The following is a 26,850-nucleotide window of genomic DNA, read 5'->3' as shown; positions in this document are numbered from 1 at the left end:
GGCTCATGATGTCCCTCTGGGATGCGCTCCGGATGAATATGATGATCTCATATCAGGAACTTGTTCGCACCTTCCCTAGACTCCCTCCGGGAGAGTAACAGCGATGGTTGAAAAAATGATAGACTAAAAATATATGGAACACAAAATATGTGCACCTATCAATAAAGTTCTCCAGTTCGCTGATCTACACGTTTATAGAAATCAGAAAAATTGCATGGGTCAGATATAACTGAATTTTTATCACTTCTAAAATCAAATTCAATTCTTTTTATAAGGTTAATGGCTGGTATTGTAGAATTTAAAGGAATCTTTTTATAGTTTCTAATTCTATGATATTCAAGAGAGTCTAAGTCTACTTCAATCGCTTTATTACCGAAATAATAAAAATGATCAGAAATCAACACGTTATTAGAACTAGTATCTCGTTCAAGATTTGTCATGTTAAATGAACCATCAGGATTGCTATGATGAGAATCTTCTTGTATCCATTCATTTTTTTCATTTTGATGGTAGATGTTATCGCCCAGAATTTGTACATGACTACCATTTCTAGCAGGCTTTTTGATAGAAAACCTGGTATCCTCCCAATAAGCATTGAAACTAATTTTTTCTGAAACTTTCATTAATAGGATACATTTTTTTTTAGCTGATTTTAAATTAGCTCCACCAACTCCGAGTATCCAATCACCCACTTTAGCAGACTTTCTAATTCCAGGTTTGCATGTTGCCAAGGTACAACTTCCATGAAATGGATTGGGTGCAAAACCAAAGTCTCTCGTTATTGCATAGACATAAAGGTAAGAGTTAGGCTCAATTAGCATACGACATTCCCACCTTGAACTTTATCACGATCCGTACCATCAGGTTTTTCAAATGAAGTTTTACCTTCTAGTGCGTTGATAATGGCGTCACTTCTCCAGGCCACTATAGAGGTTGCATACTTTTCGAGATTCTCTGGTAGTTTTACATCGCCTTTTAAACCATTTTCATATACACCTATGATTGGTTTTCCAAGTTGATGAGCTACTTGAATTTCCCAGTTTACCCAAGGTCTGGTATGCGTTTCTTTCCCGATAACAACTATAACTTGACTAGCCCACCTCATTTTCATTCTAAGTAAACGTGCAATCGTTCTATCACTAAGTTTTTTTTCCTCAACTCGTTGCTGGTTTTCAGGTTTCATTCTGATAGAACTATTACGTAAATGATAACCTTTTGCTGCAGCTAAACGAGAAATCCCATCAACACTAGCGTCATCTTTATGATGATGGCTAACAAAAACATTTTTCTTAATTTCTTTAACCATTTTAAAATCCTTTGTAATTTTCTAATTATAAAATAATTCTATATTATTACTTTGATAATGATACTTTTGTTTCGGTCTTTTATTGTTAAATTTAGTTCGGCATCTTTTATCTATCTCGCATGCACCACTATTTTCCATATCCATTAATGTGTAAACTCTTTCTTCTTTAGGCAGGAAATGGAATATTTCATCCATGTTCCAGTGTTCATTATATTTTTCTGCGATGTTTTTTTGGTTAATAGTGAACCAGAACAAACACTCTTCGCTATTCATTCCATCTCTATTAGAAAAAATCCAATTAATTCCTCTTTCACAACCAGGACCTGAAATAACAAAATTCAACTCTGTAAACGGAAAACTGGCTAAGTATGTCAGATCTATGAAAATTTGATATGCTAGAAAATTCCCAATCCCTGAAAATGATTTTAAATGTTCAAAAACTTCAAGCTGATTTCTTGATGATTTTACACCATTAACGATTTTATCTTGGTTATAATAAACAAATTTGATCATTCTAATTACCATGTCATTTTCCGTTGTGCCCTCTATATTTTCTAAGTATTTCCCGAAATTAAACTTCGGACCTCCTAAAATATAGGCTGCACTAAAAAATACATAGCCTGGTTTTTTTATGGATATATTGAGAGTCTTCTCCCTGATTTTTTCATTAATATCACGAATCGTCATATTTGTGAAATCAAAGGGCGCATCAATTTCATTGAATGTATCGCTTTTATTTACCACTCTAAATAGAAATGAATTGAGTATTTTATTATCATAACTCAATTTATCATTGTTTGTTATATTTGTTAATAACCACTTGGTTTCTTTGTCCCATGTTCTTTTAGTATTTACAAATTTATAGTTTCTCAATATCTTGTCTTCTGTCCAATATGGCGGAAGGTTAAGTATCTCTTTCTTGTAATATATAGAGGTTCTCTCTCGTTGATGATAAAACCATTCCCTGATAACAGCTTCATTTAAGATGGGTTTAGCGGTTTTAATTTTCATTTCTCTGACATTACAAAAAAGTTGATCGTTTTTACTGTTCACTAAATAATACCCTTTCGAAAAAGTTTTTAAAACTATCAATTCCGTTCACACTATTGTTAAAATGATAGTCTGATTTTGTTTTGTTCTCATTTACATACTTGTCAATTTCGTATCTTTTATAATTATTATTTTCCCGTTCTATATGAACTATTGTGAATTGATTGTTCTTACACCATGCGAATTCTTCATTTGATCTTATGTCAGTAATTATTATGTTTTTATTCGTCCCTTCATTTTCCTCTAAAACTTTCAACTCTTCTGATAGCATTCTAATAAATATTTTTTCTTCAATTTCCCTTAGTTTGTCTAAGCTCAGCCATATATCTCTTGGTGAATGGTTGATAAAGTCGCCTGTAGGTAAGGTTATATTGAGTGATAACGTTTTCTTTTCAGGGCTATAATCCTTTTCCATCCAAGGGTAAATATGATTGGCCAATTTTTTGAGTTGATCGCTAAATGATAATCTAACAAATTCATAGTTGGATATTAGATAATTAGCAAGGAAATCTTTTCCACTACCCGATATTCCCATGAATGCAATTTTCATAGGCGCTCCTTATTAGAATTATTGAAGTGATTGGAAGTTACGCTTAGATTGAAATCATCGCTTAACTTAGCTGTTAACACTATTGGTTGTTTAAACCTTTCCTGAAAAATATATGATAAAGCTGCTTCTGCATATCCCCAGAGTAAATTTCTTTCAGTTTCTACAAAATGTTCAATAAATATTTTTTTTAGTTTTTCAGTTTCCTTCTCTATTGTGTCTATTTTATATGCATTTTCTGTTATTATTCTTTCAAGGAATAAGACTATATCACAGAATAATGATTTTATAATTGGTAGTGATGGAGGAAATGATATTTCATCATCGTTTATCAAATCTGTCATTTGTTCTTCTTTTCTTTTGTGTATTTCATTGGCTTGTTCTATTCTATCATCATATATATGAAGATTAGTTACTGAATGATGTAAGTATCCTAGTTTAATCTCGCTATCAACTTCCCTCTGTAACATTGAAAGTACTATCTCTTGAAGTAAACTAAACTCGAAAATGTTTATATTGCTTACTCCAAATATTAGATCGCCACTTCTTTGGACTATTTTAATATTTAAATTTTTTTCAGGAGTGATAAAAAAATGAATTAAGTTATTACAAGGTATATCGACACTATGTTCTATGTTGTATAATTTTATGAGGCTTTCACTTGTATCTCTGTCAGGCATGTATAGGCTAATGACCGCTCTTCTTGTAAATATTCCTTCGTTTTTGAATTGTTGCACGACATTTTCAAGTTGCCCGTGAGCGTATAGTCTTTCTCCATAAGCTGCTCGCCAAGTGACACCATCATCTGAGTATTTAGGCGCTCTTGGTAAAAAAAAAGTTAGATATGGTTTAATTCGGTTATCGCCTGCAAATACCCATATAGCTTCAGCAAATGTGGAGAATATGTTGTTTTTTCGACCCGCTAAACTTAAATGTCTTGATCTAGGGTTTCGCAAGATCATACTAACATCATAAATAGTTATAGCATCCCCATTCCTTGTCGAAACACGAACTCCTTCATTAAGCACTTTTTCCAAGAGTTTCATTATTACATCGTTAATAGTTTCTCCGTAAATGACGTGCATAAACAAAACCTCATGCTATTAAAAATATTTTTCTAGTTGATATAGTTTATTGGACCTAATCCAGAATTTGGTCCAGCCATAGTCTGGACTAACCGGATAGCACGTATCAATCTCTTGCTGCTAAGAACAGGCTCGAACGTGATAGCCAATTGGCTTCCAATGTAGAAAGTGAGACCTCGACCCACGCTACCGCCCTCAGTTGCCTAGGCACTGCACTTGTATGAATATTTACAAATGTTACTCATGTTATGGGTTTGGTCAATCTGGCAATCAGATAATTACGAAACTTTAGACTTATTACTTAAGTGGGGGGGGCGAGTAGCTAGCTAGTAAGATCGCCTCTTATATGTACTAGAAGCACAACTGACAATGTTGGTTACTACCAAAACCATAGTCACACCTGCGTAGCAAGCTGGGGCCGCTCGTTACGCCCGGCTGCCCCGGTTAAGGCGCTGTGGCCTGTTTCAAGAAATCTCTAACCCCGGGTCCGGGAGGTGTTAGATAGACTCTATGCCGCGTTCAATACGTAGACAGCCCAGAACAGGTAGTGATTGATGCCGGAACGAGACAATTTAACAACAAACCGCCCCCAGTTAGCAGAACCGTCTCGTCCGGCAGGAAAGCATGCTAACACCTACATGAAGTTCCTGTCAGTGCCAGTCTCCGGCTCAACATCACCAAATCTGCTTTTCACCACTGCGGAGTAAGGGGTGCTACGCCCGGCTATGCAGGGGCAATTTTTTTCTCCTGTGTGCTTTCCGTTCCCCGTATTCGCTTCCGGTTAATCGTTTCCCAACACAACCCGTCCCGCAAGGGTAAATGGCACGCATTCTGCGCCCTTGCAGGACAGAACGATGCCGGGAAAGCGAACCGTCAGGCGATACGAAGACGAAAATCACACACTGGCGGAGAAAAAACCATGACGAATTCCCTGCATACCTCCCTGACAAGAGCCCCTAACGCCGCAGCGGCGACCAGCGTATCCCCGCTGGACCCGTCAGGCTCCTCAAAAACGAAATTTTCTAAAACCAGAACCGACATTTATCAGACCGTCACCGACAACATCATTGCAGCGCTGGAAGCCGGTGTTAAACCCTGGTCCTGCCCGTGGCAGCGTGTATCCGGCATGTCTGGATTGCCATCTAATTACGCCACCGGCGTAGCCTACAGTGGCATGAATATCATGTTGCTGTGGAGCAGTGCATCAAAACAGGGGTTCAGTGATTCACGCTGGTTGACCTATAAACAGGCGCAGATGGCAGGTGGACAGGTTCGCACGCGTGAACGTGGCACCACAGCCATTTTCTACACCACGCTGGAGAAGGAAAACGACGCCGGAGAAATTGACCATATCCCGATGCTGAAAACTTTCACCGTGTTTAACGTTCAGCAAATCGACGGCCTGCCCCTGACGACTGAAACTGTCAGTCCGGAAGCAACCTTTGACCCGTTGCCGCAGGCTGAGAATCTGTTACGGAAGAGTGGCGCAAACATCATTGAGAAAGGACAAAACGCCTTTTTCAACCCCTCAACTGATGAAGTCTGGCTACCGGAGCGCCATCTGTTTTCGAATGCGGCTAACTTCTACGCTACCGCCCTGCATGAGCTGGTTCACTGGAGTGGTGGCAAAAAACGCCTGAACCGTGAAATGAAAGGGAAGTTTGGCAGTGCCGATTATGCAGAGGAAGAACTGGTGGCGGAGCTGGGAAGTGCTTTTCTGATGGCGGACCTGGGGATTGATGGAGAGGTACAGCATGAAAGCTATATTGCTTCCTGGCTGAAAGCGCTGAAAAACGACAGGCGCTATATTTTCAAAGCGGCCAGCGCCGCCTCTAAAGCACATCGTTACCTGATGGATAAACTCTGAGACCGGAATCAGACAACCGCAAGGGAATGCGGTTACATGGTTTTTACCGGCAACGCTGCAAGGCGCAGACTGAGGCGGAACGCAGCACAGCGAGTACCGAACAGTCTGCGCCTCGCAGTGGAATAAAAAAATTCCGGCCTGGCGGTATCGCCGCCAGGCCGATGAGGCCATCACGATGGCCTGAGTAAAAGCTTATGTATAGCTGCCTAATGACAGGTGTTTCAGTTCATCAAAGGTATAAATGCGAAACACCCGACGGTGGCGTTCTTCCAGCGGGACGTGCTGATGGTTGATGATGACATGCCTGATGCTGTCAAACAGCAGTTCAAGCGCACGCTTCTTCTGTGGATCGGGCACAACATAAAAAACGTAAATCCACTGCTTGCGGGTACGTGCCAGCAGGTGGCTTGCCATGATCGACTGATAACGGGCCCGGGTTTTCAGGCGGCGCTCGGTTTCAATGGCAATAATGTTACCGTCAGGCAGTGTCAGTAACCCGTCCGGGCGATGTTTCACCTGATACTGGCTGATAAAAGTGGTCCGGTCGCCGTTAATCCATCCCGAAGCACCTTTTTTCTCCAGAATAAGCCTGGCGGCCTGATTATCAAGATGGTGCTCCAGCGTCCAGCCGGTGATTTTTGATGGTTCAAACCGCGCAGGAAAGATTTTATCATTCGGGGTTAATACCACCGCCAGCCCGTCGCTGGTGATCCCCCATAATGAAATCCTGATTGTCCGTGATTCAAGCATATGCTTCTGGATTAACCCCATTCGCTCCGTTTTTGCCAGCAGCGAATAAAGCGACTTATGATCCCGGAAACCAAATAACTGCATCAGCGTTTTAAAATCACTGTAGGTTTCTTCTTTCAGGAAGTTCAGCAGTTGTTTTATTTTTTCGTTGTTACGTGTCTGGCGCTCATGAAAGGACGAAATCAGCATAACCGCTCCTTAAAAATCCAGCGGGGACAGGTGTTCTTCATCATCAGGTTTCGGCTTTACCGGTTTTACTTCGATTTCGTCGAAGAAAAGAGCCGGGTGCGTTGTCATCACATCCGGCATGGCTGGTTTATCATCCTCGCTAAAATCCAGCATGATCTTCACCGGGGCTGCCGTTGCGGCAATATCAGGGGAAACTGAAAAGATTTTTAGCTGACGCTTTCTGACCTTTATCGGTGAAATCAGTGAGGCAGAAGGAAGCGTTTTTGTCGTAAAGATAAAGCTGACAAAATCGGGCAGGTTCAGGATCATATTACTGTCAATAAAGAAACGTTCGGCCTGGCGGATTGTACGCTCACTGTCGATGGTTTCCGTCAGCATATTATCCGTCTTGGCCTTGCGGAGTTCGTCATCCACCAGAATCGTGCCTGACATTCTCGCCACCCATTCCGCTGTATCCGGGTCCATAACCCGGTAAACCAGTTTGAATTTGGCATTTTCAACGACCGCACCGACAACGGCGTCACCTTTCAAATCTGCCGGGCAGTCTTTTAAATCGGCAATGGACTGGTGGTCCATAATAATATGCACGCCTTTATCACGCGCCGCACCTAAACCTTCCAGCGCTGGCCGGGATAAATGGTATTTCAGTTCGGAAAGATAAATAGCTATGGGGCGGGGGACGTTTGTTACACGGTTGCGCCTTTCTGCTAACTGGTAAAGGCGAACCAGCAGCATCCGCTGGGCGGTAATAATTTTACTGTTTCGCATGGAGCCGACAACATAACAGCAGCCGCCTTCATCAAATATGTGCTTAAGCGAAAAGCCTTCTGGTGAGTTAATGGCATTGAGTAATGCCTGCTCTTCAACCTTCCCAAAGAACGCTTTGATTTTTTCGGCAACTCCCTGAACGTAATCACCATTATAAACATCACGGATTGTTGCCGATGGATTATCACTGACAAATTGTGCGGCGATACGCGCGGCTTTTCGGTCGTCGATCCGATAAAAGTCAGATTCCTGACCTTTTTCCGCCAGACTGAAACCGGCAACAAACAATTCTTCCAGTTCATCGGGCGTGATATCTTCAATCAGATTTAACTGGTATTGCTGTTTTCGCAGGTCAATTAAGGCAAAGGGTTTGCCTGCATCCTCGCAGGCTTTGCGGTAAAGATGCGGTGCCCATTCATCATCCTTTGGGTCCATAACAAACACACCTTCACCAGCAATAATACTTTGATAAAGCAATATCCCGGTGGCAACCCCTTTACCGGCTCCGGTGGTGCCGATAATATCCGCGTGCTGTTTCTGCCAGTCTTTTAACGGGAGATACATTGGTTCGTTCTCCCTGTCCATGCCGATAAATAGCCCTTTACTCAGGTCGATATAATGCAGCGGGTCATAATGCAGTGTTTCCGGTAGCAGGGATTTTACGGTGCGGACATCAGTACGTAATTCCCGTTCAAGGGTGGTCTTTTTAACAAGGCGTTTCTTTATTTTGTCCAGTTCCGGCGTGAATACCCGGCGAAGCATAATATGAAAAATAATCCCGGTTACAGTGAAAGCAATCCGTACTGACCACGCCAGTGCTGAGTTATCACTGGTGAGTCTGATTTTATACAGCCACTGAAAGGATCCGATAACTATCGGAGCCAGTGTGCCGGAGAGAAAACACAGCAGGGAAAAAGCAATAATCAGCTTTTTCCAGAGTGGAGCTTTCTGCCGTTCATCGCTTTTCATTGATGCAAAAAACGGCATCGTCAGCCCCGCTAATAACGCCAGCATCAGTTGTTGCTGTTGCACAAAAGCGAGCAGCACCAGCATCTCGTTCACTATCGGGGACAGTGAAGCGGCAAGCTTATTTAAAATCATCGAGCCTCCTTCGTCAGCGATTCGCCCCATGACATCGCCCCGTCAGTTCGCCCCACGGTGTCGGGCGAAAAGTCGGGGCGAGCGTATGGGGTAAAGAAGGTGGCCGCTGTGCGGCCATGTGCCGGAAAGCATGCTTCCCGGTACGAAACGGTGTGCGCCAGTACATGCGGGCTGGACGCCCTTATTGTCTGTCGCATGGGGGTAATGTCGTGGCTGGACGCCGCGCCAAAACCCCCAGGGTCAACGGCGGCACACCGTCGCACGCTACGCGCGACCACCCCCTTTAAGACGGTCGCTTTCGCCTTTTTCTTCCCTTTGCTCGTTCCTCGCTGCGGGAATAAAACGGAAGCTGACCTTTAAAGAGGGTGGTCGCGCCACGCTACCGGCTTTTGGCCGGAGACTTGGCTGCGACGGTGTGCGGGGCTGTGCCCCCCGGTAAACCGCTGTCGTGGGCGACAGCTTTTCGCTCGCTGGGGCGGCGAAATTTATCCGGCTCCCCCCGGCCTGCAAAATCCGCGTGGGCGCGGCTGTTTGCAGGTGAGGCGCGGTGCCTGAAATATTTTCGCTCCTTAATCCGCGAAAATATTTCTGTCCGCTGCCTCATTTTTACGGCCCCTGTTTCTTCGCTCCTTAATCCGCGAAAAACAGAAGCCGTAAAAACCTGAAAACCGTCATGCTCTGTGCCGTCTCGCCAGTATTAACCACGAACGCGGCCATATTTACTGATAATTTGACCGATGGCCGCCGGGTCTGCCAAATCACATTCACTTAAAAATAATTGTCTGGCATCGGCCGTATGGTCAGGAAGAAAGCCGTGTTTATTCTTTTTCACGATATTAAAGAATGCACGTTCAGCGGAATGACATTCACTGCCGCCGCCATTTCCGGTTGCTTTACCGTACATACATAACACCACTTCGCAGGCATCAGCAGCCAGTACAGTTGTTGAACATGACGCAATAACGCAGAACAATAATACGGAGGATATTGCTTTTTTCATTTCAGTTACCGTTATGATTAATGAAAGGTTACGTATTTTGATAATGTTATTTACCGGAGTTATTTTCTGAATGTCTCTTTCATGCTGTTTAAATGAACTGGCTTAAAGTAAATATCATGCATCCGGCGAACATCGCCGTGTATATCAATACTGACGATGACATCAATGCTTTTAAGTACCTTGCGTAACAACACATCAAAAGGAATGTTCCGGCAGTCAGGGTTTTCATAGCAGCGGTCAATGATCCCTTCAATGCATTCTTCCGGGCTGCCCGCATGCAGGGAGGTGATTAACCCCTCATGCCCGGAGCCGACAATTTTCAGCGCGTCCCACGCTTCCTGCCCACGAATTTCCGCCAGTAATATCCGGTCAGGGTTCATACGATAATTAGCCCGGATCAGTCTGCCAGGGGTGATAATGGCGTTATCCCCGGCATCCGCCGGGTAAAAAAGATGCACATAATTGGCATGGTGATAAAAACGGATTTCGGGATTATCCTCAATCGTTACCAGCCGGAGATGCAGCGGAATATAATGCAGCAGCGTTTTCATATAGGTGGTTTTGCCGGAGCCGGTTTCACCCACAATAAAAATCGTTTTGCCGTATTCCACCGCCTTTTCCATAAAGCGGGGAATATTCCCGCTGTGATATAACCGGACCAGTGCATTATCCTGGCTTTTCGTTTTTTCCTGACCGGCCACGCGCTGATAAAATCCCGCATCAATCCATGACTGATGTGTTTTCTGCTCAAACGAGGGTTTGCGCAGCGTAATGGACACCGTATTACGTTCGCAGGCCGGGGGAATAATCGCCTGAACACGTTCGCCGGATCCTAATGTTGCAGAAAGGATGGGTGATGTATCGTCAATATTATCGTCATGCCAGGACGCCAGCGCTCTGGCAAAAGCATGACACTGACGCAACGTGATGGGGGATGCCTGTTTTTGCCATTTTCCCCGAATTTTTGTATGCAGCTCACCCGGTCGGTTAACCGCAATTTCTGTCAGGCCATCCTGAGCAAGAAAATCACCAAACAGACGGTTTTTCATAAAATCCAGTGACAGGTTTTCAGCGCTCATACCATTTCTTTTTCAGCCGTAGTTGATAAACAGAGGAAAAATCAATATCCGTGCCGGTCATGATGCCGATCACATCGCCCTGGTTCAGGTACATCGTGGGCGGGATACTGATGCTGTTTTCCAGTGTCGTTTTCGCCATTTCCGCCGTGGCGGCGCGGGTGTTTTCGGTATAGTCAGTATTGCGGTCTTTACCCGGCGCGGCATCTGATGCCGCTGCCGCCACGTCCTGCACGGTACTGAGCATCAGGGCGTTGCCGAAACGCTCCCAGAAATGGCTGTCGATCCAGCCCGCGATCCCCGCCTCACCGAGGGGGCCGGTGGCCTGCGTATCGGTGAGCGGGATTTGCAGGCTGCCGGGCTCCGGCGTGCGCAGCTCCGTCCACAGCACAAACATCCGGCTGCGCCCATGTTGCAGTGCGCCGGTGCGGTAGACGCCACGGGCGACCGTTCCTGCCGGGATCAGCTTCACATGGTTACTGGCGCTCCAGACATTCTCACCGATCAGGCAGGAGATATGACCGCCAACATCGGATACGAAGCGCCGCATCATCGAACACGGAATATAACGATCCACGGGGATATAGAGATCAGGATCGAGGCCCAGCCGCCTGACACCAGTGACACGGGCAACGCCTGGATTGCCATTGTTATTGCTGTCTCCCGGTGCTGTCGTATCCGGGCAGCGCAGACGTCCATTTTCGCCACTGACCAGTACAGACTGACAGGATGTGTACGCCGTGGAGGCAGACGGGCTGCCCGACGTTCCCGCGTTGCTGCGCGATCCGCTTCGGAACGTGCGTGTATCGTCGCCTGACCCTGTGCTGCCGCTGTTCAGCCCGTTTGCCAGTGCTGCCGCCTTGTTCAGGGCGGGCGGCCCGGGCGGCAGAGCTGGTGTGGCCGGGGCGCTCTGACTGGCAGGGCCTGCGCTTTCCTGCCTCCCTGGCCCGAACAGGCCAAACGGGTTACTGTCCATGCCCAGATTCTTACGCTCCTGCTGCACCGCCCCGGAGGAGGGCGGCGGTGCGGTGTCAGATTCTTTCTCATCCCCCCTTTTCAGGGCGCTGAGAAGACGATCGCCACCGGATGCCAGGGCGATGACCAGGACCAGACTCAGCAGGCTGACTATCAGTGTACGGTGACCGGACGTCTTACGGAAACGGGTCACTTCCGGCTGGCCGGGCGGCGTTTTCTGCTCCGGCTCCTGATATGCCATTGCCGCGCGGGCGCGTTCGCGGGCTTCTGCTTCCCGTTCTGCGGTGGTTTTTTTCGGTTCGTCCGGGAAAGATTTGTCGGTCATTTTGCCTCCAGCGTAACGGAGGGTGAAACAGTGTCACTGTTGGTCAGCGGGATACGCCCGGATCCGTCGTTTTCGACCCCCACCACCGAGGTGCCGTAACGCAGAACCAGCTGCGTCGATGCCGGAACCACCACCACGGTGTAACTGCCCCGTTTAACCGTTCCGGGCGTGACCGCCTGCTCCTGGCCGTTAACCACCCGGAAAACGGAAGGCAGGGTCTTCGTGGGGGAAAAACCGATATACGCGAAACGACCGTCATCCCAGGTAAAGTCCGGGGCGATGAAGGCTGAGCCTGCTGCCACCCGTTTTGTATAGCGCCAGTTGCGCGGCGTGGTGGCCTGCCCGAATGCCGCCGCTATCCGCTGCCGGTCCAGTGCTTCCTGCTGATGTTGCTGACGGGCGGCGCTGGCGGCGGCAGTCTTTTTTCGCAGTTCGTCGGGATAGCGGTAGCGGATAACAAAGGCCTGAGCGGGCGAGTCGCGGTCCAGCACGTTCAGCTCCAGGCTGTAATCGCGCTTCGAGGTCACCACGAACAGATTGGTTTTCCAGTCTTTTGCCGTCGGCAGAAACACCTGGTTGACGTTGTTGCCGCTGGCATCCGTGACCGGCTGGGTAATCGGGTTCGGGCTGACGCCCACCCGGTTATCGCTTTTCGTCACGGTCCAGCCTCTGGGAAAACCCGCCTGCGCATCAATAACGGTTTCATCGTCGTCAAACATCAGCATGGTGACGTAACCGGGGCGGGTACTGACGACCGTGGCGTTCTGGCTGTTGTATGTGATGTTCTGCATCCGGCTGTCATACGCGCTGCCGCGCGGTGTCGCTGCGCTCCATGCCACGCATGACGCCAGTAAGCCAGAGAGGAGCAGGGTATGTTTCAGCATCATTCCCCCCTCAGCTCTTTATCGCGCTGGTAGCTGGTGACGATAAAGCCCAGCGGGTTGACTTCGCGCTGGCTGTCGGTCAGTTGCCGGTGCGGGACGTAGCGGTAAGTGAGACGGATATTCCACACATCCGTTTTCATAGAATTATCAGCAATACGACGAATTGTGCGCTTGATACGCAGTGTTGCCAGATTATCCGGCCCGGTGGCAGGCGCATGCACATTGGAAATAATGTCGATATAAACGACATATTCCGCCTTGTTAAAAATCACGTCCGGTGCCTGGTCGCCGTTAAACCCGTCCAGATAGTCCCGGTTCATGCTGTCGCTGTTAAATAACTGCACGTCGTCATAATCACGCTGGAGGGAGAAATAATTATATCCCTCGCGGAGTCTGACATAGTGTGCTGCCAGTGAATGCGCCAGTGCCTTTTCAGACGAAATATCCCGTTCCTTCACGCGGGTCATATATTCATAGCGCCCGGTCTGTTTATCCACTGACCATAATTCAGTGTCGGTGGTTTTCAGTGGCAGCAGAATAATAATGGCCGCAATCGCCATTGCGGCCAGAATCAGTCCGGTAGCGGCCACCCGCCAGGCGGTTTTTCGGGAACGCTCTTCCTTTTCCAACTGGATGGATTCAAAAGAGCGGGAAGCATTAAGAATGTTCTGAATATCAGGCATGGTGAGTCAGCTCCTGAATGATGGTGGGGGAATTCACCGGCTCGGGTTCGCCGGATACCGGCGGAAGGTCGCCCTGATGCCGTGCGCAGCCCGTCAGCGCGCACAGCATCAGAAGGATGATGCTGAATTTCATGGAAGCCCCTTATCGTATGGATGCAGAAATGCCGCACCGGTGGCGCTGGCCACGGCGTGACGGGGAAAAGGAAATTAACGGTCGGAAGGATTAACGGTAACGCTGCCGGTTCAGGCGTTTCATGCTTTCGATGGCGGCGGCGCGTTTCTGCCAGGCGCTCACGGTTTTACCCGCGCCTGCGCCGGCGAGCCTGCCGGCCGCCGCGGCGGCGGCCATGCCGCCTTTCGCAGCCAGGCGGGCTCCGCCCTTTACCCCCGGCCCGGCGAGGTCGGCGGATTTGTTCGCCAGTCCGCTCAGGCCACTCATGGCGGCACCCTGCAGCACTGCCTGTACGGCGGCCCCGCTGAGTGCGCTCGCGAGCTTCGCGGAGAACCAGACCACCACACCCGCTGCAATCCCGGCCAGCAGGCACTGCGCCGCCAGTGTTACCATATTGGTTTCAGCGGATGTTTTTGTTGCAGCATCCAGTATCTTATGCAGGTAATTAATGGCGATACGGATGGATAAAGCAGAAAACATGATCGTTAATATTGCCGCGAAAATTGTTCTCAGCCAGTTATCAAACATCGGCTTAAGAAAACCGTACAGCAGGCAGAAAATAAAGAGCGGCGCGGTGGTCGTCATTAACAGGATGGTGATTTCGGCGAGCAGATTGACAAAGGTGGCTGCCATCAGCAGGACAATAGAGCCGCCCCATACCAGGACTTCGGCAAGGCCACCATTCAGTTTGACGTAAGTTGAGGTGTCCATATTAAATAACTTTTGCCCCAGCGCCTGTGCCTTTTCCCAGACGGTATCGAGCAGCGCCCAGACGTTATCATCGCCGCTGATACCGTCTTTGAGTCCCTGGATAGCCGCTACCGCCATATCCAGCCAGCCATCAAGGTTTAACGCAAAGGTGGTGATCAGCAACATGCGGCCCACATCCCAGGCGACATCTTCAACCGGGGTCCGGAGTTTGCCAGCCAGCGTCTGATAACCGCGAAACAGTATAAACAGGGTAAAAGAGCTGACGATGATGACGCTGATCATCGTGCCGTAAGTGGAAGACTGACCTTCCAGTACGGCATTCAGTCCATCCATGATGTTTTTGTCCATACCAACAAAAATACCACCGGACATGGTGCCTCACCTGATATATAAAGAAAGGATATAGAAAACAGGGAGGATTCCCTGTTTTGCTGGAGGAGAAATTACTGTGTCACTGCATTTCGTTTTTCAGCTTCCTGCTGAAATATCGCCTCGAATTTCTCCTTAACCCCGGGCTGGCCTTCCTGTGCAAACATAAGTGCTGCCCGGTGGGCAAATTCGCAGTTATCGCTTGCCTCACCATCCTTCAGGCATTGCGTATAAACCACATAAGTTTCGTCAGGATGCTGCTTATACCAGGCTTCGGATTTGGTTTCCTTGCAGCCGGACAGTAATATCACGCCTGAGAGTGTGCATAAGGTGAATAAGGATCTGAGCATGGATAACCTCCTTATAAATTATTAAGGTCAGCAACAGGTGCCGTTAGTTGCTGCTGTTCAAAGGCTTTCTGTCTTTGCTGTTCCAGCAATGTCGTTCGCTGTTCAGCCTGTCTGACAGACATCTCCCACTGATTCGTCAGCGCATTTAACTGTACGCTTTTCGCCGCGATGGCGTTAGCCAGATCCTGAGACTCTTTCGAGTCCTGCGCATTTGATATACGGTCAGATAAGTCTGATATGTCGCTGAGTGTGCTGTTAATCCTGTTTTCAACGTCAGTGGTATTCTCAATCGCCATTGCCTGATTGAGGATCATCTGTTTACAACTGTCGGCCAGGGCCTGAGACTTTATTCCTTCCTGTTCCTCGCTGCATACGCTGAACGATTTGTATTTATTGTAAAGGTTTTGCAGTTCAGCAGAATATGAACTGTTCTGCGTGGTCAGCAGATCATGCAGTGAAATACCGTTCTTACGGAGATTATCAATATCGGTTTTCAGGCTTCTGGCATCACTGAGAAAACCCTGAATATCCCGCACGCCGGTTGCGGTAGCCAGTTGCTTCTTATATGCATCAAGTTCACTTTTATAATGGGTAACTGTATCCTCCCATTGCTGTAGTTTCTGCATCCACTGGTTAATGGATTCGGTATTCTGCACGGCGTCAAAAACCGGTATTCCGGCGCTGAACGCCTGTGCTGAGAAAAATAACGATAATGCCAGAAGGTGATTCCTGGAACGCATTGATATTACCTCCGGTTGGCTTTCAGATTGCCCGGTCAAGAAACGTATCTTTCCATTCATCAGGTCGCATACCGTCCTGATAAATGGCATCGAATATTTTCAGGTTGTCTTCACTGGCGCTGAGAAGTCGGGTGAGTTTACCCAGTCCGGACAGATCCATTTTCGCCATTGCCACAAACGGGCGGGTTTCTCCGGCCCGCAGCGGTGTTTTCAGGATGACCATATAATGCTCGCCCGGATCCAGGTTCCTGACCGTCTCATAAACGCTGTCCGGCACTTTCATTTTCTCCACGTAATCTGTATAGCTGGCTTTCGGATTGGCGAGGAAAATCTGGGTACCGCACTGCTCAATAATCGCCGGGGCGATGGGATGTCTGACGATTTCATCCGGTGACTGTGTTGCCGGGACGAAGATCCCGTTCAGCTTACGGATAACTTTCAGCATATTGAGCGAGAAACGGGAAAATTCGACATCGGCCAGCCAGCGCCAGAACTCATCCATAAACATCACCAGGCGGCGACCGTCCAGAAGACTGGTCACACGGTACAGCAGGTAAAAGGTCACGGGACCGCGAATATCGTCATCATCCAGAAATTCGGTGCCGTCGATACCAACGTTATCGACATCGCTGATGGTGAAAGTATCAGCCTCGTTATCAAACACCCAGCCGAACTCGCCCCCCTGCGCCCACTGTTTCAGGCGAATACGCAGCCCGTTGGTGCGGGCGTCTGTGGTCGGCGGCTCCGGCAGCACTTCCAGCAGCCGGGTGATCCCGTACCGACGGTACTCCGGCGGGTAGTCCAGCATGATGGTGTCCACGGCGGCACTGATCCGCTCCTCATCGCGCGGATCGAGCGGCTTACCGTTGCGGCGGCACAGCATGCGCACCAGCCGTTTGATGAAACTGATGTTCCGGCGGGTTGGCTCCAGCGCAAACGGGTTGAAGCCGGTGGACTCGCCGGTACGGATGCGGAAATAACGCCCGCCCGCCAGGCGGATCGCCATTTCCGCCGCCCGATCCTTATCGAAATACACCGTGGTCAGCCGTTTGTTGGTGGCAGAAGGCGCAAATGTCGCCGGGTTGCGGTACTTCTGCATCAGTTGTTGCATGACAGTCATCAGCAGGGTTTTGCCTGAACCGGTTTTCCCGATAATCGCCGTATTCCCCGGCGTTTTCTCACCGGTGTCATCTCGCCTGGCCTGGCTGTCGTGCAGGTTCAGGTAATACCCGCCACCACCGGGAGATGTGAGGATGGCGATGGCTTCCCCCCATGGATTGCCGCTGCGTTTGTGGGGATGGAAGTTATGCAGGCAGGCCATATCGGCAAAATTCTGGCTGCTGACGGCCACCAGTCGGGGGCGCAGCGTATAGACACCCGGCAGTTGTGCCAGATATGCAGCGGGCAGTGACATGGAGGAAAGCGTCGTCATAATGCCGAGATCGGCGAAAGGCTGCGCCAGCATGTTGGTATCTTTCACCACCTGAGTGGCGTTGTCCGACGACACCAGCAGGGAAAAGTGGAATTTCCCGCAGGACACATGCCCGGACTGGAGCAGGTCGCGCAGTACTGTCAGCTCTTCACGTTGCGACAGCGCGTCATCGTCTGCCGAATTCAGTCGTTTTTCCGCCAGCCGGATATGATTCTGCGCCTCATCCCGTGCCATACAGGTAAAGGACTGCGTCAGAACATACTCGCTTTCGGCGTACAGCAGCGCATCCAGCATACCGGTATGGGTTTCCGGGGAATAATCCTTAATCTCCAGGCTACGGAAGAAGCGGGAGCCGCCGACCGTCCGGCATTCACCGGTGTCGGTGGTGAAAAACACGTCCGGCGTACTGAGCGTTTCATAAAATGGTGAGCGCGTTACGGCCACCTTCTGCCACCGACCGGTAAGCAGACGATGGAAGAACGCCAGTTGTGAGGAATACACGCGACCATTTTCTTCATATATCCCCAGCGGCGTTGCCATATAGCGGGATAATGAAGATTCCAGTGCTTCACGGTATTCCTGCATGATTTTGAGCGCGTCATCCAGTGCTGGCTGGCGTTTACCGTGCGACTGCGCTTTCATGGTTTTCTTCTCAATCTGAGAGAACGGTGCGTAGCAGACGGAGAAAAACAGCCGGTGCCGCCAGAACGGTTTTTCTTTTACCGGCTGGTAATACCGACGTGTTATCTCATCGGAAAAGGGAATGCCCGAACAGGCTTCAAAAGCATCATGATATTTTTCACGGAGCCGGTGAATATATAATGTTACCGGCAGACCCTCATACGAACGAATAACGTTATTCAGATGCGTGGCCATCAGGGTCAGGTGATGTTCATCTTCACATTCAAAGACCGTGCCGCCCAGCTCCCAGGTGGCAACAAAATCACGGTGACGATTTCTGATGACGTAAGGGTGAATATGGGAGGAATACGGAATATACTTATCCAGCGTGATACGCTCGTTTAATTTCATTTTCTGAATAAACTCCGATACATCAACGTTATCGTACTGGTTTGCCAGAAGGGCATTTGCACCAAAATAGTTATTGGTGAAAAGCCGCCCACGGGTTTTAAATGCCAGCCAGAGCAGCCCAAAATAATGGATATCCTTACGGGCTTTATTTTTCATTTCCGCCCAGGCCGGGATCAGCAACAGTACCAGGTAATAGCTGACATAGACCGCCAGCAGGACGATGGCCCCGCTGACAAGAACGAACGGCACCAGAGGAATGCCCATAATGGCGGCTGGCCGCGTAAGTGCTTTATTCAGCGTAGCCATCGTTGCCTCCCTTATGATGCCCAGTAGGCACCGAAGCCGGACGCGCCAACAATCAGGATCGCGCCGATGATGACGTTACGCATGTCATGCAGGCTCTTGCCATCGAACAGCACCTTGTAGCCCACCCACATGGTTGCCAGCGTGATGGTGACGGCGGCCAGTCCCAGCAGACCGGTTGAGGTGTTGCTCAGTGTTTCATTCGCCTTGTTAAATCCGCCATCTACCGCCAGCGCCGGAGTGGACAGCAGGAGTGAAGCAGCAACTATATTGCATTGACGCATGATCATTTCTCCTCGTGAATGACAACAGGAACGGTGCCGCGAATGACGGCGTTGGGATAATGGAGGGAAGTCAGGACCGGCGCAGTGGCACCGACAGGCTCGCCGCTCAGTACAACGGCGGGATAACGGACAGAGGGCTGTACGTTCCGGTCAGGGGTACGCTGCCGGTCTTCCCGCGTGGACGGGACGACATAGCCAATGCGCTGTACGTAGCTGGTCTGGTTAAAGGCGGATTCTGGTCGCAGGCCGGTTTCAAAGTTGCCGGAGTAGTAACAACTGAGCGCCCGTTTCAGGGTGCCGCCGCGCCGGTAACAGTCATCGAGAATGCGCTCAAATACCGACAGATTGACGCAAGGGTTAAGCAGGTCGCTGGCCGTGACGCCGTAATGGCGGAAATTGGTGCTGGTGATTTGCATCAGGCCGACCGAATAGCGTCTGCCCCGTGCTGCCAGCCGTCCGGTGAGGCGGATCGCCTCCGACAGGCTCGTGGGGAAATGTGAAATCACGCCCCGGCTGTCTGGCAGAATTTCAGCAATGGCGTAAGGGTGGAAACCGGATTCGACCCGCGCCACGTCAAGCGACGTGGACGGGTGAATACTGGCGGCGCACTGCACCGCCAGTGCCAGAAAGGCAGTGGTGGAAAGCATGCTGGCCTCGTAACAGAGAGACTGGCGGCTTACAGAAAAGTACGCCGCCGGAGGAGAGGAAGAGAAAATGGATTAAGCGGCAGAGGCATCCTGCGAAATGTCGCTGTCTTCTCTGGGTTCGAGCAGCACCAGCCTGCCGGAAACAGCAATACCGGGTATCAGCACGATATTCAGGCCGGGCTTGCCGTTATGCGCGAAGCCCACGCCAACTTTTGTCCAGTACGTGTTTTTTTCACCCTGTGCATTGGGCTGGCTTTCCTGAGTGACAAAGACGTGATAAACGGGTTTCCTCATGGAATTTCCTTTAATCAAAACAACAGTGAATGAAATAAACCGATCACATCCCGATTCTGCATTCCGGTTTTAACGGGTCAGCGAGAACATTCAGCGGCACCCTGAATTGTGGTTACGTGACAGCCTGATCCCGGTTGTTAAAGAGCGATACCTGGCCCGGACGAATTAACGTCCATCAAGGCAACCATGCAGTAATGGCATTTTCAGATTCATATATTTTGCCAGGGATATAAATGATAAAGTCAAAATGAAAATAAGAGAGATATCCTGACAAGGATTATCATATGCGGAAGGAAAGCGAAATATACGTAGCAGACAATAAATAGGTATTTATATTTTCATAGAACCAGAAAGACATGCAGGGAAATAATATCCCCGCACGTCTTTATCGCTATTATCAGCGTCTGCAACGCTCAAGTTGTTCCTGACATTCGGTACAAGTTGCTATGCCAGGCAGTGTCTGCCGTCGTTTTTCAGGAATGGGTTTACCACATACACGACAGCAGAATAATGATGGCGTTGGTCCCGGTTTAAAGCGATTCTGCTCAATCATCTCCTCCAGTCGCTGTTCATTAAATTCCTGATCGCGATCGATCTCATCCGGCATATGACGTCCTCCTGTCAGCGGCAACTTCCTGTTCGCAAAGTGCAATACGCTTCCAGACCGTAGTGAGTAAAAGTCCTTCGGTCTTCGGCAGTAGGGCTTCCGTCACCTGCATCATAGCCATCAGAGCATCAGGCGATTCAAGGTTTTCCACCCGGCACTGTTGCCATTGCAGCCAGATAGCCGCATCCGTCTTTTCATCCGGTTCAGGTGTCCGGCCATACGGCACGCTGACACCCAGCAACCTACGGCGAAGGCAGACTTCATTTGATGTCAGGCCAAAATAGTGGTTGAGCAACGCGATAGAGCCACCCAGGCGGATAGCCCGGTTAATCTCCTGTTGATGCCGGTATTCTTGGCGGGCCTGCGCCAGTAAATGATGCAGAACATCATGGCGGACAATGATCGAAACAAAGGGTGCCGCCGCCCGGCTGACAGTAAACAGTTCATCAAGGGATAACTGATCAAGAGCATTTATTTCGTCGATAGTAAATCCCAGAGATTCACAGTGGCGAATATTGCCTTCTTTCAGTGCATGCAATGCATTGGCTATGATGGAGTAATTAATTGATGGGATCATCCGGTTATCGCCTCATGCTATTTCTGGAGAAGTTCAGAAAATAAAAAATAGATGGACATTTTCAACTGCCCTCGCGTCCGGATAATTTCAGGTTGATCCACTCATCAATTTCGGATTCAAGCCATGCCACACTGGATGGGCCTATCTTGATTGAACGAGGAAAGGTTCCGTTTTTCATATACAGGTAAATCTGAGAGCGTTTAAGACCGGTTTTTTCTTCAACCTGTTTCAGACGTAATAACTGATGTGCTGTCATCGTTTTCTCCTGTGGTGGAAATAAACGGGGTAAGCCCGGAGACAACAAAAAAACACGGTGAAAGGTGAAGGAAAAGCTAATGAACCCGTATTAAGCGCGGGTAACCTCTTAATACGGGTTATGTATCGAGACGGATAAATATCTGATCAGTTAGATAAGGATGTAGAAGAAGGAGAACCCCGTTCCAGCGCATTTTTCAGCGTATCGCCACTCAGATGGTCTGTAATACCATCATGAAAGGCCCACTGTTCAAAAATGGACAGAAGTTTATAGGGCTGCCGGATTAGTGGGCTGATCGTCTCATTATGTTTGCAGGCCAGCCAGAAAAAACGAGATAATGGTGTTGATATTCGTGTTGAAGATAATGGTTTCATTTTGTTCTTAATCTCTATGTTAATGAATTTATCAAGTTCAGCGTGTCGAATGACAAACCAGGCATCCCGAGGTAGAACATGAGCCGGGAAATACTCTTTTTCCAGGTAATCGTGTATCCTCTGAGAGAATATTTCTTCATGTACATCTTGTGAAATATTTTTAGGGAGTTGCATGATTTTTTGTTTTATTCTTTTTTTCCACGTTACCCTGTCGAATAGTTGATATATTTCCCCCTGTAAGCTGACTGTTATGCCATGATTAAAATCAATGGCTCCTGTTACAGGTAAGGGGATTTTAAGGGAATGGGCAAGTAATCTCTGTATTAGAACATATTCATATCCAATCAATGGAGTATCAATAACTCTCTGTGTGGGCATGATATATTTGCCAGCAGTGCTAATAATAAAGTTATGCCCGTTAAGAAAGGTTTTTTTGTCAAGAAGGCATAAACGATTTATTAATGACATTTCAGATGTTCTAAGCCTTACTTTGTAGCCTGACCTTTGAATTTTCCGTAATGTAAATGGCGACTGAAAGTAAATGGAGAGACGAATGCTACCATGTAGTGCATGCCTGTAAATGTCACTTTTTTTTTAATTTCCAACCTTTTTTATTTATTATCTCGACTGCTTCACTTATAGTCAGCCAGTCAGGCGAACTATGTTTTGTATTTGATAATGGTTGTTTTTTTGACATGATAATTCTCCTCTGTTTTTATTGGTTTTTTCAAAAAAAATTCATAAAATTTCTCAGTGGAATTTATTTCAGGGTGCGGTATCTATTATGTTGTGAGGTCTGGATTATTTTGAAACGGAGGCTGCTTAGCGCTTCAGGCCCCCGTGTTCGGCCCAATGTTTAGCAGTAGACAAAAAGAAGAACGAATACCAGATTAAGAGCCTATCTCAATAGGATCTTATTCCAGACAATAAGACCACAGGCAAAATGCAGCATGGCCTTGTAACTTTCGGTCTCCTTTTCCCATCGGGTCAGGGCCCGGCGAAAGTGATTCATCCAGCTATGAGTCCCCTCAACGACCCAACAATGGGCCTTGCAGTCATATTTTTACTGGCATCAGACTCCTCTTTACGGGACTGGATATGCGGCTCGTAACGACCGCTCAGCAGATACGTTTTTCAATCACTCCGCTTCGTAACCATCGCTCCTGTCCTGCTAAAATGCGTCGTGGATGCTGCAGAAATAAAATTTAATGATGCGCTTAATCATCCGGCCCCGTAGTCACGGGGGCCACGCTTTTTACGGCGTACAGGGTTCAATAAAGTATCCGGCCCGCTGCCGAACTTTACGCGGAATCGGGCCAGATTCTGTACTTAATTATCGGCATCGATCCCGATATTAACCATCTCGCGCGTCTCCATTACTCTTTGCTTATTGGCAGCATGCAGAATACGGCTAAGCAGCAGCCCAATCGCCAGCAGGGAAATCACGGAGAGCGCCAGCCCGTTCCATCCCGCTTTGGCAAAAACGAAACCGTTGAGGTAGCCCAGCACCGCCCCGCCCGCGTAATAGCAGAAGAGATAAAATGCCGTTGCCTGTCCTTTAGCATGAGAGGCGTGCCTGCTCACCCAGGAGAGAATGGTTGAGTGTGAGGTAAAGAAGGCCACCGAGAGGACAACCACCCCGAAAATAAATACCGCCGCGGTGGTGGCAAAAATGCTGATGGCGGCGCCGACAATCATCACCATCAGCAGCATGCTAAGCATATTCATGGCGCCAAACCGCACGGCCAGCCTGGCGGTCGTCGGCGCGGAGAAGAAGGTTAGCGCAAAGCTCACGGGGATCAGCCCGATATGGGTAAATGAGAGATTGAACGGTTCGCGGTGAAGATAGAAGGCGACGAAGTTAAAAATAGAGGTAAAGGAGCCGAAGAGAATAAAGCCGATAACGTAGGCCAGAGAGATATTTCTGTTTTTAAAATGTTCAATACCGCCTTTTAACATCTGCGTCAGGTTTAGCGCGGTGCTCGGGGTAAAGTTTTTCGACGCCGGAAGGAAATAGAGAACGTAAAACGCCATAAAGATCAGCAGACCGCCAAACAGCATGAAAATAACGTTCAGCGAAACGTGTTCCATCATCAGCGTGGCGAAAACCCTGCCCGACATGCTACCCAGCGAGTTACCAAAAATAAAATAGCCGGTGACTACGCCCGCCAGAACGGGAGATACCTCTTCGCAGATATAAACGGTGACCGCCGCCGTGATGCCGCTGACGGCAAGGCCAAGCAGAGCGCGATAAAGCACCAGCTCCGGCCAGGCGCTGACGGTCGTGCACATCAGCGTCAAAATGCCGCCTAGCAGCAGTGAAACGACGATAGTTTGCTTGCGTCCAAAGCGGTCGGAAAGGCTGCCGGTAAACAGCATGGCCAGGGCCAAACAGCCGACTTCGGCAGACAGGATCAGGCCAACCTGATTAAGCGGAATATGGTAAACCTCCGCCAGCTTTGGCAGCAGCGCCTGAATAGAGTATAGAGAGGCAAGCTCCGCCAGTCCGGCCAGCGGCAGCGTGAGCAGTATGGGTAAATAATTTCTGAGTCCGATGTTATTCGCTGCTGGCTTCATTTTTATTCCTCACAATTTCTTTAGATAATTTTGGTGGTACGCGCGATATGCCCAAAAAGCGTTAGCGCATCATCAGGTTGTCTGTTCAAATAACCATAGGATTTATACATTAATTATTGCCACGCGATACTCACCAGGCGTAATAGATTGAATTATGAATCGTGCATCTTATTTATTTCCAATGATCTTACGCTCAGCCAGCGTGCAGCGAGCTGAGAATTAACTCTTGCATTATTATTTTTTTTCACTTTTCAAGCTATTGCGATCACACTTTTATTAGTAGATCGCCAGATCATCGCTCATGGATAAAAAAATTAATAATATCATTGTGTTACATAAAACACGATCCGTGTTCTTTGGCCTCATGGCTGTATGTCATGCTTTTACTTAAGCTTTTTCGCTGCGGTTGCTAATATTCTGGTGACGTGAGCAATGCCTTTTGTTATTGCAGTATATAAGCAAGGTGATCCAACCATGAAACCTAAAACGTTGTACGATAAAATAATCGATGCACATATTATTCGACAATTAGACCAACAGGGTAATGTGCTGCTGTATATCGATCGCTCTATTTTGAATGAGTATACCAGCCCGCAGGCGTTCAGCGGATTACGCGAAGCGAAACGTCAGGTCTGGCAGCCAAAAAGTATTTTACTCAACGTCGATCACGTTAACCCAACGCGCCCCGAGCGCACTAAAGAGATGACCGATCCGGGCGGTGAACTCCAGGTTCGCTATTTTGAATCGAACAGCCGGGATTTTGGCCTCGAGCTTTTTGGCGTGATGGATGAGCGTCAGGGTATCGAACACGTTGTCGCCCACGAACAGGGGATGGTGCTGCCGGGCATGGTGATTGCTGCCGGTGACAGCCACACCACCACCTACGGCGCTTTTGGCGCATTCGGCTTCGGCATTGGCACCTCTGAAATTGAGCATATGCTGGCGACGCAGACGCTGGCCTATAAAAAACTGAAAACGCTGCGCGTCCGGGTGGATGGCGAGCTGCCGTTTGCCGCGACGGCAAAAGATATTGTCATGCTGCTTATCGCCCAAATCGGCGCGGATGGCGCGACGGGCTACGCAATTGAGTTTTGCGGCGAAGCGATCGCTGCGCTGAGCGTCGAAGGGCGCATGACCGTCTGCAATATGGCGGTTGAAGCAGGGGCGCGCGGCGCGTTCATGGCGCCCGACGACAAGGTATTTGCCTATATCAAATCCGCGCCGCGCGTCCCTAAGGGCGGAATGTGGCAGCAGGCTCTCGCCCACTGGCGCACTCTGCACAGCGATGAGGGCGCGGTCTTTGATAAAGAAGTGGTGCTTGACTGCGCAAACCTGACGCCGCGCGTCACCTGGGGAACCAGCCCCGATCAAGGCGGCAGCATCACCGATATCGTTCCCAACCCTGCCGATGAGCAGGACCCATCCAGGCGGCGCGACATGCAACACGCGCTGGCCTACATGGGGCTTGAACCCGGCATGCCGCTCAGCGGCATCCCTATCTCCCACGCCTTTATCGGCTCCTGCACCAACGGGCGTATTGAAGATCTACGCGCCGTCGCACAGGTGCTGCGCGATAGAAAAATCGCGCCGGGGGTCAGGGGAATCATCGTACCAGGCTCAACCCAGGTACGCGCCCGCGCCGAACGAGAAGGGCTGGCGAAAATCTTTATTGCCGCGGGATTTGAATGGCGCCAGTCCGGATGCTCGATGTGCCTTGCGATGAACGAGGACGTACTGATGCCGGGCGATCGCTGTGCGTCGAGCACCAACCGCAACTTTGCCGGTCGCCAGGGCGCGGGAGCAAGAACCCATCTGATGAGCCCGGCAATGGTGGCCGCCGCCGCGGTAGCCGGTCACCTGGTCGATGTACGCCAGTTTTTGCAGCAGGAACAATAGACAAAATGGAACCTTTCAACAGCGTTACCGGCATTGCCGCACCGATGATGGCGGCCAACATTGATACCGACGTCATCATGCCCAAACAGTTCCTTAAGGGCATCGATCGCAGCGGACTGGATAAGGGTGCTTTTTACGACCAGCGTTGGTTAGCCAGCGGCGAGCCCAACCCCGATTTTATTCTCAACCGCCCCGAGTGGCGCGGCGCGACGTTTCTGATCGTTGGCCCTAACTTTGGCTGCGGCTCCAGCCGCGAACACGCGGTTTGGGGGCTACGCCAGCTCGGTATTCGGGCGCTTATCGGCACCAGCTTCGCCGGTATTTTTAACGACAACTGCCAGCGCAACGGCGTGCTAACCCTGACGCTTTCAGCAGTGGATATCGACCTGCTGTCCCAGGTGGCAGGTAATCCGACGAGTAATCACATCACCGTTGATTTACAGCAACAACGCATTCAGGCAGGGGAAACAGCCTTCTCCTTTGCCGTGGATGAACTGAAAAAGCAGATGCTGCTGCAAGGGCACGATGCGATTAGCTACACATTGCAATATCAGCAGGAAATACGTGATTTTGAGGAGCGCCACTTTACCACGCACCCGTGGCTTGTGGCGTAGAACGTAAGA

27 protein-coding genes and 2 pseudogenes are annotated in these 26,850 nt (G+C 49.1%); 3 read left to right on the top strand and 26 right to left on the bottom strand.

Translation table 11 applies throughout. The features are described 5' to 3' along the window. Positions 1-158: 158 nt before the first annotated feature. Genes OGV50_RS08970 through OGV50_RS08950 form a run of 5 tightly spaced genes read right to left on the bottom strand, consistent with a single transcriptional unit; the run spans position 159 to position 3,949 of the window. Complete coding sequence (locus tag OGV50_RS08970; RefSeq protein WP_071888388.1) at positions 159-821, bottom strand: Nmad2 family putative nucleotide modification protein; 663 nt, start codon at positions 819-821, stop codon at positions 159-161. Continuing rightward, positions 815-1,306 carry a TIR domain-containing protein gene (locus tag OGV50_RS08965; RefSeq protein WP_022065023.1) on the bottom strand — a complete coding sequence of 164 codons (492 nt, stop codon included), beginning with the start codon at positions 1,304-1,306 and terminating at the stop codon, positions 815-817. Before OGV50_RS08965 ends, OGV50_RS08970 begins: the two co-directional genes overlap by 7 nt. A gap of 21 nt (positions 1,307-1,327) precedes the next feature. Further along, complete coding sequence (locus OGV50_RS08960; RefSeq protein WP_032454841.1) at positions 1,328-2,359, bottom strand: nucleotide kinase domain-containing protein; 1,032 nt, start codon at positions 2,357-2,359, stop codon at positions 1,328-1,330. Beyond that, a complete protein-coding gene (locus OGV50_RS08955; RefSeq protein WP_032454842.1) occupies positions 2,349-2,906 on the bottom strand; it encodes a P-loop NTPase family protein in 558 nt (185 codons plus the stop codon). Before OGV50_RS08955 ends, OGV50_RS08960 begins: the two co-directional genes overlap by 11 nt. Beyond that, entirely contained in the window at positions 2,903-3,949 is a 1,047-nt protein-coding gene (locus tag OGV50_RS08950; protein WP_200022172.1) for a thymidylate synthase, read from the bottom strand. The genes OGV50_RS08955 and OGV50_RS08950 overlap by 4 nt, the downstream gene beginning before the upstream one ends. A gap of 958 nt (positions 3,950-4,907) precedes the next feature. Between OGV50_RS08950 and OGV50_RS08945 the strand changes: the two genes are divergently transcribed. Further along, positions 4,908-5,855 carry an ArdC family protein gene (locus tag OGV50_RS08945; protein ID WP_123009624.1) on the top strand — a complete coding sequence of 316 codons (948 nt, stop codon included), beginning with the start codon at positions 4,908-4,910 and terminating at the stop codon, positions 5,853-5,855. 192 nt (positions 5,856-6,047) lie between these two features. Here OGV50_RS08945 and mobC read toward each other — a convergent pair whose 3' ends face one another. From mobC to OGV50_RS08840, 21 genes and pseudogenes are all read right to left on the bottom strand, one after another. Continuing rightward, positions 6,048-6,794 carry a MobC family replication-relaxation protein gene (mobC, locus tag OGV50_RS08940; protein WP_081178134.1) on the bottom strand — a complete coding sequence of 249 codons (747 nt, stop codon included), beginning with the start codon at positions 6,792-6,794 and terminating at the stop codon, positions 6,048-6,050. Positions 6,795-6,803: 9 nt separating this feature from the next. After that, the gene (locus OGV50_RS08935; protein ID WP_081178132.1) at positions 6,804-8,663 is read right to left on the bottom strand and encodes a type IV secretory system conjugative DNA transfer family protein; all 1,860 of its coding nucleotides are present in this window, start codon (positions 8,661-8,663) and stop codon (positions 6,804-6,806) included. 697 nt (positions 8,664-9,360) lie between these two features. Continuing rightward, positions 9,361-9,663 carry a TrbM/KikA/MpfK family conjugal transfer protein gene (locus tag OGV50_RS08930; RefSeq protein WP_080899431.1) on the bottom strand — a complete coding sequence of 101 codons (303 nt, stop codon included), beginning with the start codon at positions 9,661-9,663 and terminating at the stop codon, positions 9,361-9,363. Positions 9,664-9,722: 59 nt separating this feature from the next. Continuing rightward, positions 9,723-10,742, bottom strand: a complete 1,020-nt coding sequence (virB11, locus tag OGV50_RS08925; protein WP_032454847.1) for a P-type DNA transfer ATPase VirB11 — start codon at positions 10,740-10,742, stop codon at positions 9,723-9,725. Continuing rightward, positions 10,732-12,039, bottom strand: coding sequence for a VirB10/TraB/TrbI family type IV secretion system protein (gene virB10, locus OGV50_RS08920; protein ID WP_032454848.1), 1,308 nt, complete (start codon positions 12,037-12,039; stop codon positions 10,732-10,734). The genes virB11 and virB10 overlap by 11 nt, the downstream gene beginning before the upstream one ends. Then, on the bottom strand, positions 12,036-12,926 hold the full coding sequence (gene virB9, locus OGV50_RS08915; protein ID WP_170993359.1) for a P-type conjugative transfer protein VirB9: 891 nt from the start codon (positions 12,924-12,926) through the stop codon (positions 12,036-12,038). The genes virB10 and virB9 overlap by 4 nt, the downstream gene beginning before the upstream one ends. After that, the gene (locus OGV50_RS08910) at positions 12,923-13,606 is read right to left on the bottom strand and encodes a VirB8 family type IV secretion system protein (protein WP_032454850.1); all 684 of its coding nucleotides are present in this window, start codon (positions 13,604-13,606) and stop codon (positions 12,923-12,925) included. The genes virB9 and OGV50_RS08910 overlap by 4 nt, the downstream gene beginning before the upstream one ends. Next, positions 13,599-13,739 (bottom strand): hypothetical protein, encoded by a 141-nt coding sequence (locus tag OGV50_RS08905; RefSeq protein WP_032454851.1) that lies wholly within the window; start codon positions 13,737-13,739, stop codon positions 13,599-13,601. The genes OGV50_RS08910 and OGV50_RS08905 overlap by 8 nt, the downstream gene beginning before the upstream one ends. A 90-nt stretch (positions 13,740-13,829) precedes the next feature. Continuing rightward, a complete protein-coding gene (locus OGV50_RS08900) occupies positions 13,830-14,861 on the bottom strand; it encodes a TrbL/VirB6 family protein (RefSeq protein ID WP_061069979.1) in 1,032 nt (343 codons plus the stop codon). Between the two features lie 71 nt (positions 14,862-14,932). Beyond that, a complete protein-coding gene (locus OGV50_RS08895) occupies positions 14,933-15,208 on the bottom strand; it encodes an EexN family lipoprotein (RefSeq protein WP_032454819.1) in 276 nt (91 codons plus the stop codon). Positions 15,209-15,219: 11 nt separating this feature from the next. After that, positions 15,220-15,948, bottom strand: a complete 729-nt coding sequence (locus OGV50_RS08890) for a TrbJ/VirB5 family protein (protein ID WP_032454820.1) — start codon at positions 15,946-15,948, stop codon at positions 15,220-15,222. 22 nt (positions 15,949-15,970) lie between these two features. Then, the gene (locus OGV50_RS08885) at positions 15,971-18,718 is read right to left on the bottom strand and encodes a VirB4 family type IV secretion/conjugal transfer ATPase (RefSeq protein ID WP_286488494.1); all 2,748 of its coding nucleotides are present in this window, start codon (positions 18,716-18,718) and stop codon (positions 15,971-15,973) included. Between the two features lie 11 nt (positions 18,719-18,729). Then, entirely contained in the window at positions 18,730-18,999 is a 270-nt protein-coding gene (locus OGV50_RS08880; RefSeq protein ID WP_370740848.1) for a TrbC/VirB2 family protein, read from the bottom strand. A 2-nt stretch (positions 19,000-19,001) separates the two neighbouring features. Continuing rightward, positions 19,002-19,646: a lytic transglycosylase domain-containing protein gene (locus OGV50_RS08875; protein WP_032454823.1), complete on the bottom strand. Its 645-nt coding sequence runs from the start codon at positions 19,644-19,646 to the stop codon at positions 19,002-19,004. A 72-nt stretch (positions 19,647-19,718) separates the two neighbouring features. Beyond that, positions 19,719-19,940, bottom strand: coding sequence for a hypothetical protein (locus OGV50_RS08870; protein ID WP_081178126.1), 222 nt, complete (start codon positions 19,938-19,940; stop codon positions 19,719-19,721). Between the two features lie 397 nt (positions 19,941-20,337). Beyond that, positions 20,338-20,547, bottom strand: coding sequence for a TraR/DksA family transcriptional regulator (locus tag OGV50_RS08865; protein WP_032454825.1), 210 nt, complete (start codon positions 20,545-20,547; stop codon positions 20,338-20,340). Beyond that, positions 20,537-21,124: a DUF2857 domain-containing protein gene (locus OGV50_RS08860; protein ID WP_032454826.1), complete on the bottom strand. Its 588-nt coding sequence runs from the start codon at positions 21,122-21,124 to the stop codon at positions 20,537-20,539. Before OGV50_RS08860 ends, OGV50_RS08865 begins: the two co-directional genes overlap by 11 nt. Before the next feature lie 61 nt (positions 21,125-21,185). Beyond that, entirely contained in the window at positions 21,186-21,380 is a 195-nt protein-coding gene (locus OGV50_RS08855) for an AlpA family transcriptional regulator (RefSeq protein ID WP_032454827.1), read from the bottom strand. Positions 21,381-21,526: 146 nt separating this feature from the next. After that, positions 21,527-22,451 (bottom strand): annotated as a pseudogene (locus OGV50_RS08850) (hypothetical protein). A gap of 201 nt (positions 22,452-22,652) precedes the next feature. Further along, positions 22,653-22,885 (bottom strand): annotated as a pseudogene (locus OGV50_RS08845) (IS5/IS1182 family transposase); the annotation flags it as partial. A gap of 198 nt (positions 22,886-23,083) precedes the next feature. Continuing rightward, positions 23,084-24,331 carry an MFS transporter gene (locus OGV50_RS08840; RefSeq protein WP_032454829.1) on the bottom strand — a complete coding sequence of 416 codons (1,248 nt, stop codon included), beginning with the start codon at positions 24,329-24,331 and terminating at the stop codon, positions 23,084-23,086. Between the two features lie 474 nt (positions 24,332-24,805). Between OGV50_RS08840 and leuC the strand changes: the two genes are divergently transcribed. Then, positions 24,806-26,227, top strand: a complete 1,422-nt coding sequence (gene leuC / locus OGV50_RS08835; RefSeq protein WP_032454830.1) for a 3-isopropylmalate dehydratase large subunit — start codon at positions 24,806-24,808, stop codon at positions 26,225-26,227. 5 nt (positions 26,228-26,232) lie between these two features. Then, positions 26,233-26,841, top strand: a complete 609-nt coding sequence (leuD, locus tag OGV50_RS08830; RefSeq protein WP_032454831.1) for a 3-isopropylmalate dehydratase small subunit — start codon at positions 26,233-26,235, stop codon at positions 26,839-26,841. The last annotated feature ends 9 nt before the right edge of the window (positions 26,842-26,850 follow it).

The sequence above is a fragment of the Citrobacter sp. CK180 genome (assembly GCF_030333655.1).
GTDB lineage: Bacteria > Pseudomonadota > Gammaproteobacteria > Enterobacterales > Enterobacteriaceae > Citrobacter_B > Citrobacter_B koseri.
Note: the sequence above shows the minus strand (reverse complement) of the source record. Positions and strands in the feature narration are given on the sequence as shown.

What these genes read in the sequence shown, in the direction of transcription:
- OGV50_RS08970 (WP_071888388.1), bottom strand. Translation starts at nt 821, where the DNA reads ATGCTAATTGAGCCTAACTCTTACCTTTATGTCTATGCAATAACGAGA.
- OGV50_RS08965 (WP_022065023.1), bottom strand. Translation starts at nt 1,306, where the DNA reads ATGGTTAAAGAAATTAAGAAAAATGTTTTTGTTAGCCATCATCATAAA.
- OGV50_RS08955 (WP_032454842.1), bottom strand. Translation starts at nt 2,906, where the DNA reads ATGAAAATTGCATTCATGGGAATATCGGGTAGTGGAAAAGATTTCCTT.
- OGV50_RS08950 (WP_200022172.1), bottom strand. Translation starts at nt 3,949, where the DNA reads ATGAAACTCTTGGAAAAAGTGCTTAATGAAGGAGTTCGTGTTTCGACA.
- OGV50_RS08945 (WP_123009624.1), top strand. Translation starts at nt 4,908, where the DNA reads ATGACGAATTCCCTGCATACCTCCCTGACAAGAGCCCCTAACGCCGCA.
- mobC (WP_081178134.1), bottom strand. Translation starts at nt 6,794, where the DNA reads ATGCTGATTTCGTCCTTTCATGAGCGCCAGACACGTAACAACGAAAAA.
- OGV50_RS08935 (WP_081178132.1), bottom strand. Translation starts at nt 8,663, where the DNA reads ATGATTTTAAATAAGCTTGCCGCTTCACTGTCCCCGATAGTGAACGAG.
- OGV50_RS08930 (WP_080899431.1), bottom strand. Translation starts at nt 9,663, where the DNA reads ATGAAAAAAGCAATATCCTCCGTATTATTGTTCTGCGTTATTGCGTCA.
- virB11 (WP_032454847.1), bottom strand. Translation starts at nt 10,742, where the DNA reads ATGAGCGCTGAAAACCTGTCACTGGATTTTATGAAAAACCGTCTGTTT.
- virB10 (WP_032454848.1), bottom strand. Translation starts at nt 12,039, where the DNA reads ATGACCGACAAATCTTTCCCGGACGAACCGAAAAAAACCACCGCAGAA.
- virB9 (WP_170993359.1), bottom strand. Translation starts at nt 12,926, where the DNA reads ATGATGCTGAAACATACCCTGCTCCTCTCTGGCTTACTGGCGTCATGC.
- OGV50_RS08910 (WP_032454850.1), bottom strand. Translation starts at nt 13,606, where the DNA reads ATGCCTGATATTCAGAACATTCTTAATGCTTCCCGCTCTTTTGAATCC.
- OGV50_RS08905 (WP_032454851.1), bottom strand. Translation starts at nt 13,739, where the DNA reads ATGAAATTCAGCATCATCCTTCTGATGCTGTGCGCGCTGACGGGCTGC.
- OGV50_RS08900 (WP_061069979.1), bottom strand. Translation starts at nt 14,861, where the DNA reads ATGTCCGGTGGTATTTTTGTTGGTATGGACAAAAACATCATGGATGGA.
- OGV50_RS08895 (WP_032454819.1), bottom strand. Translation starts at nt 15,208, where the DNA reads ATGCTCAGATCCTTATTCACCTTATGCACACTCTCAGGCGTGATATTA.
- OGV50_RS08890 (WP_032454820.1), bottom strand. Translation starts at nt 15,948, where the DNA reads ATGCGTTCCAGGAATCACCTTCTGGCATTATCGTTATTTTTCTCAGCA.
- OGV50_RS08885 (WP_286488494.1), bottom strand. Translation starts at nt 18,718, where the DNA reads ATGGCTACGCTGAATAAAGCACTTACGCGGCCAGCCGCCATTATGGGC.
- OGV50_RS08880 (WP_370740848.1), bottom strand. Translation starts at nt 18,999, where the DNA reads ATGCGTCAATGCAATATAGTTGCTGCTTCACTCCTGCTGTCCACTCCG.
- OGV50_RS08875 (WP_032454823.1), bottom strand. Translation starts at nt 19,646, where the DNA reads ATGCTTTCCACCACTGCCTTTCTGGCACTGGCGGTGCAGTGCGCCGCC.
- OGV50_RS08870 (WP_081178126.1), bottom strand. Translation starts at nt 19,940, where the DNA reads ATGAGGAAACCCGTTTATCACGTCTTTGTCACTCAGGAAAGCCAGCCC.
- OGV50_RS08865 (WP_032454825.1), bottom strand. Translation starts at nt 20,547, where the DNA reads ATGCCGGATGAGATCGATCGCGATCAGGAATTTAATGAACAGCGACTG.
- OGV50_RS08860 (WP_032454826.1), bottom strand. Translation starts at nt 21,124, where the DNA reads ATGATCCCATCAATTAATTACTCCATCATAGCCAATGCATTGCATGCA.
- OGV50_RS08855 (WP_032454827.1), bottom strand. Translation starts at nt 21,380, where the DNA reads ATGACAGCACATCAGTTATTACGTCTGAAACAGGTTGAAGAAAAAACC.
- OGV50_RS08840 (WP_032454829.1), bottom strand. Translation starts at nt 24,331, where the DNA reads ATGAAGCCAGCAGCGAATAACATCGGACTCAGAAATTATTTACCCATA.
- leuC (WP_032454830.1), top strand. Translation starts at nt 24,806, where the DNA reads ATGAAACCTAAAACGTTGTACGATAAAATAATCGATGCACATATTATT.
- leuD (WP_032454831.1), top strand. Translation starts at nt 26,233, where the DNA reads ATGGAACCTTTCAACAGCGTTACCGGCATTGCCGCACCGATGATGGCG.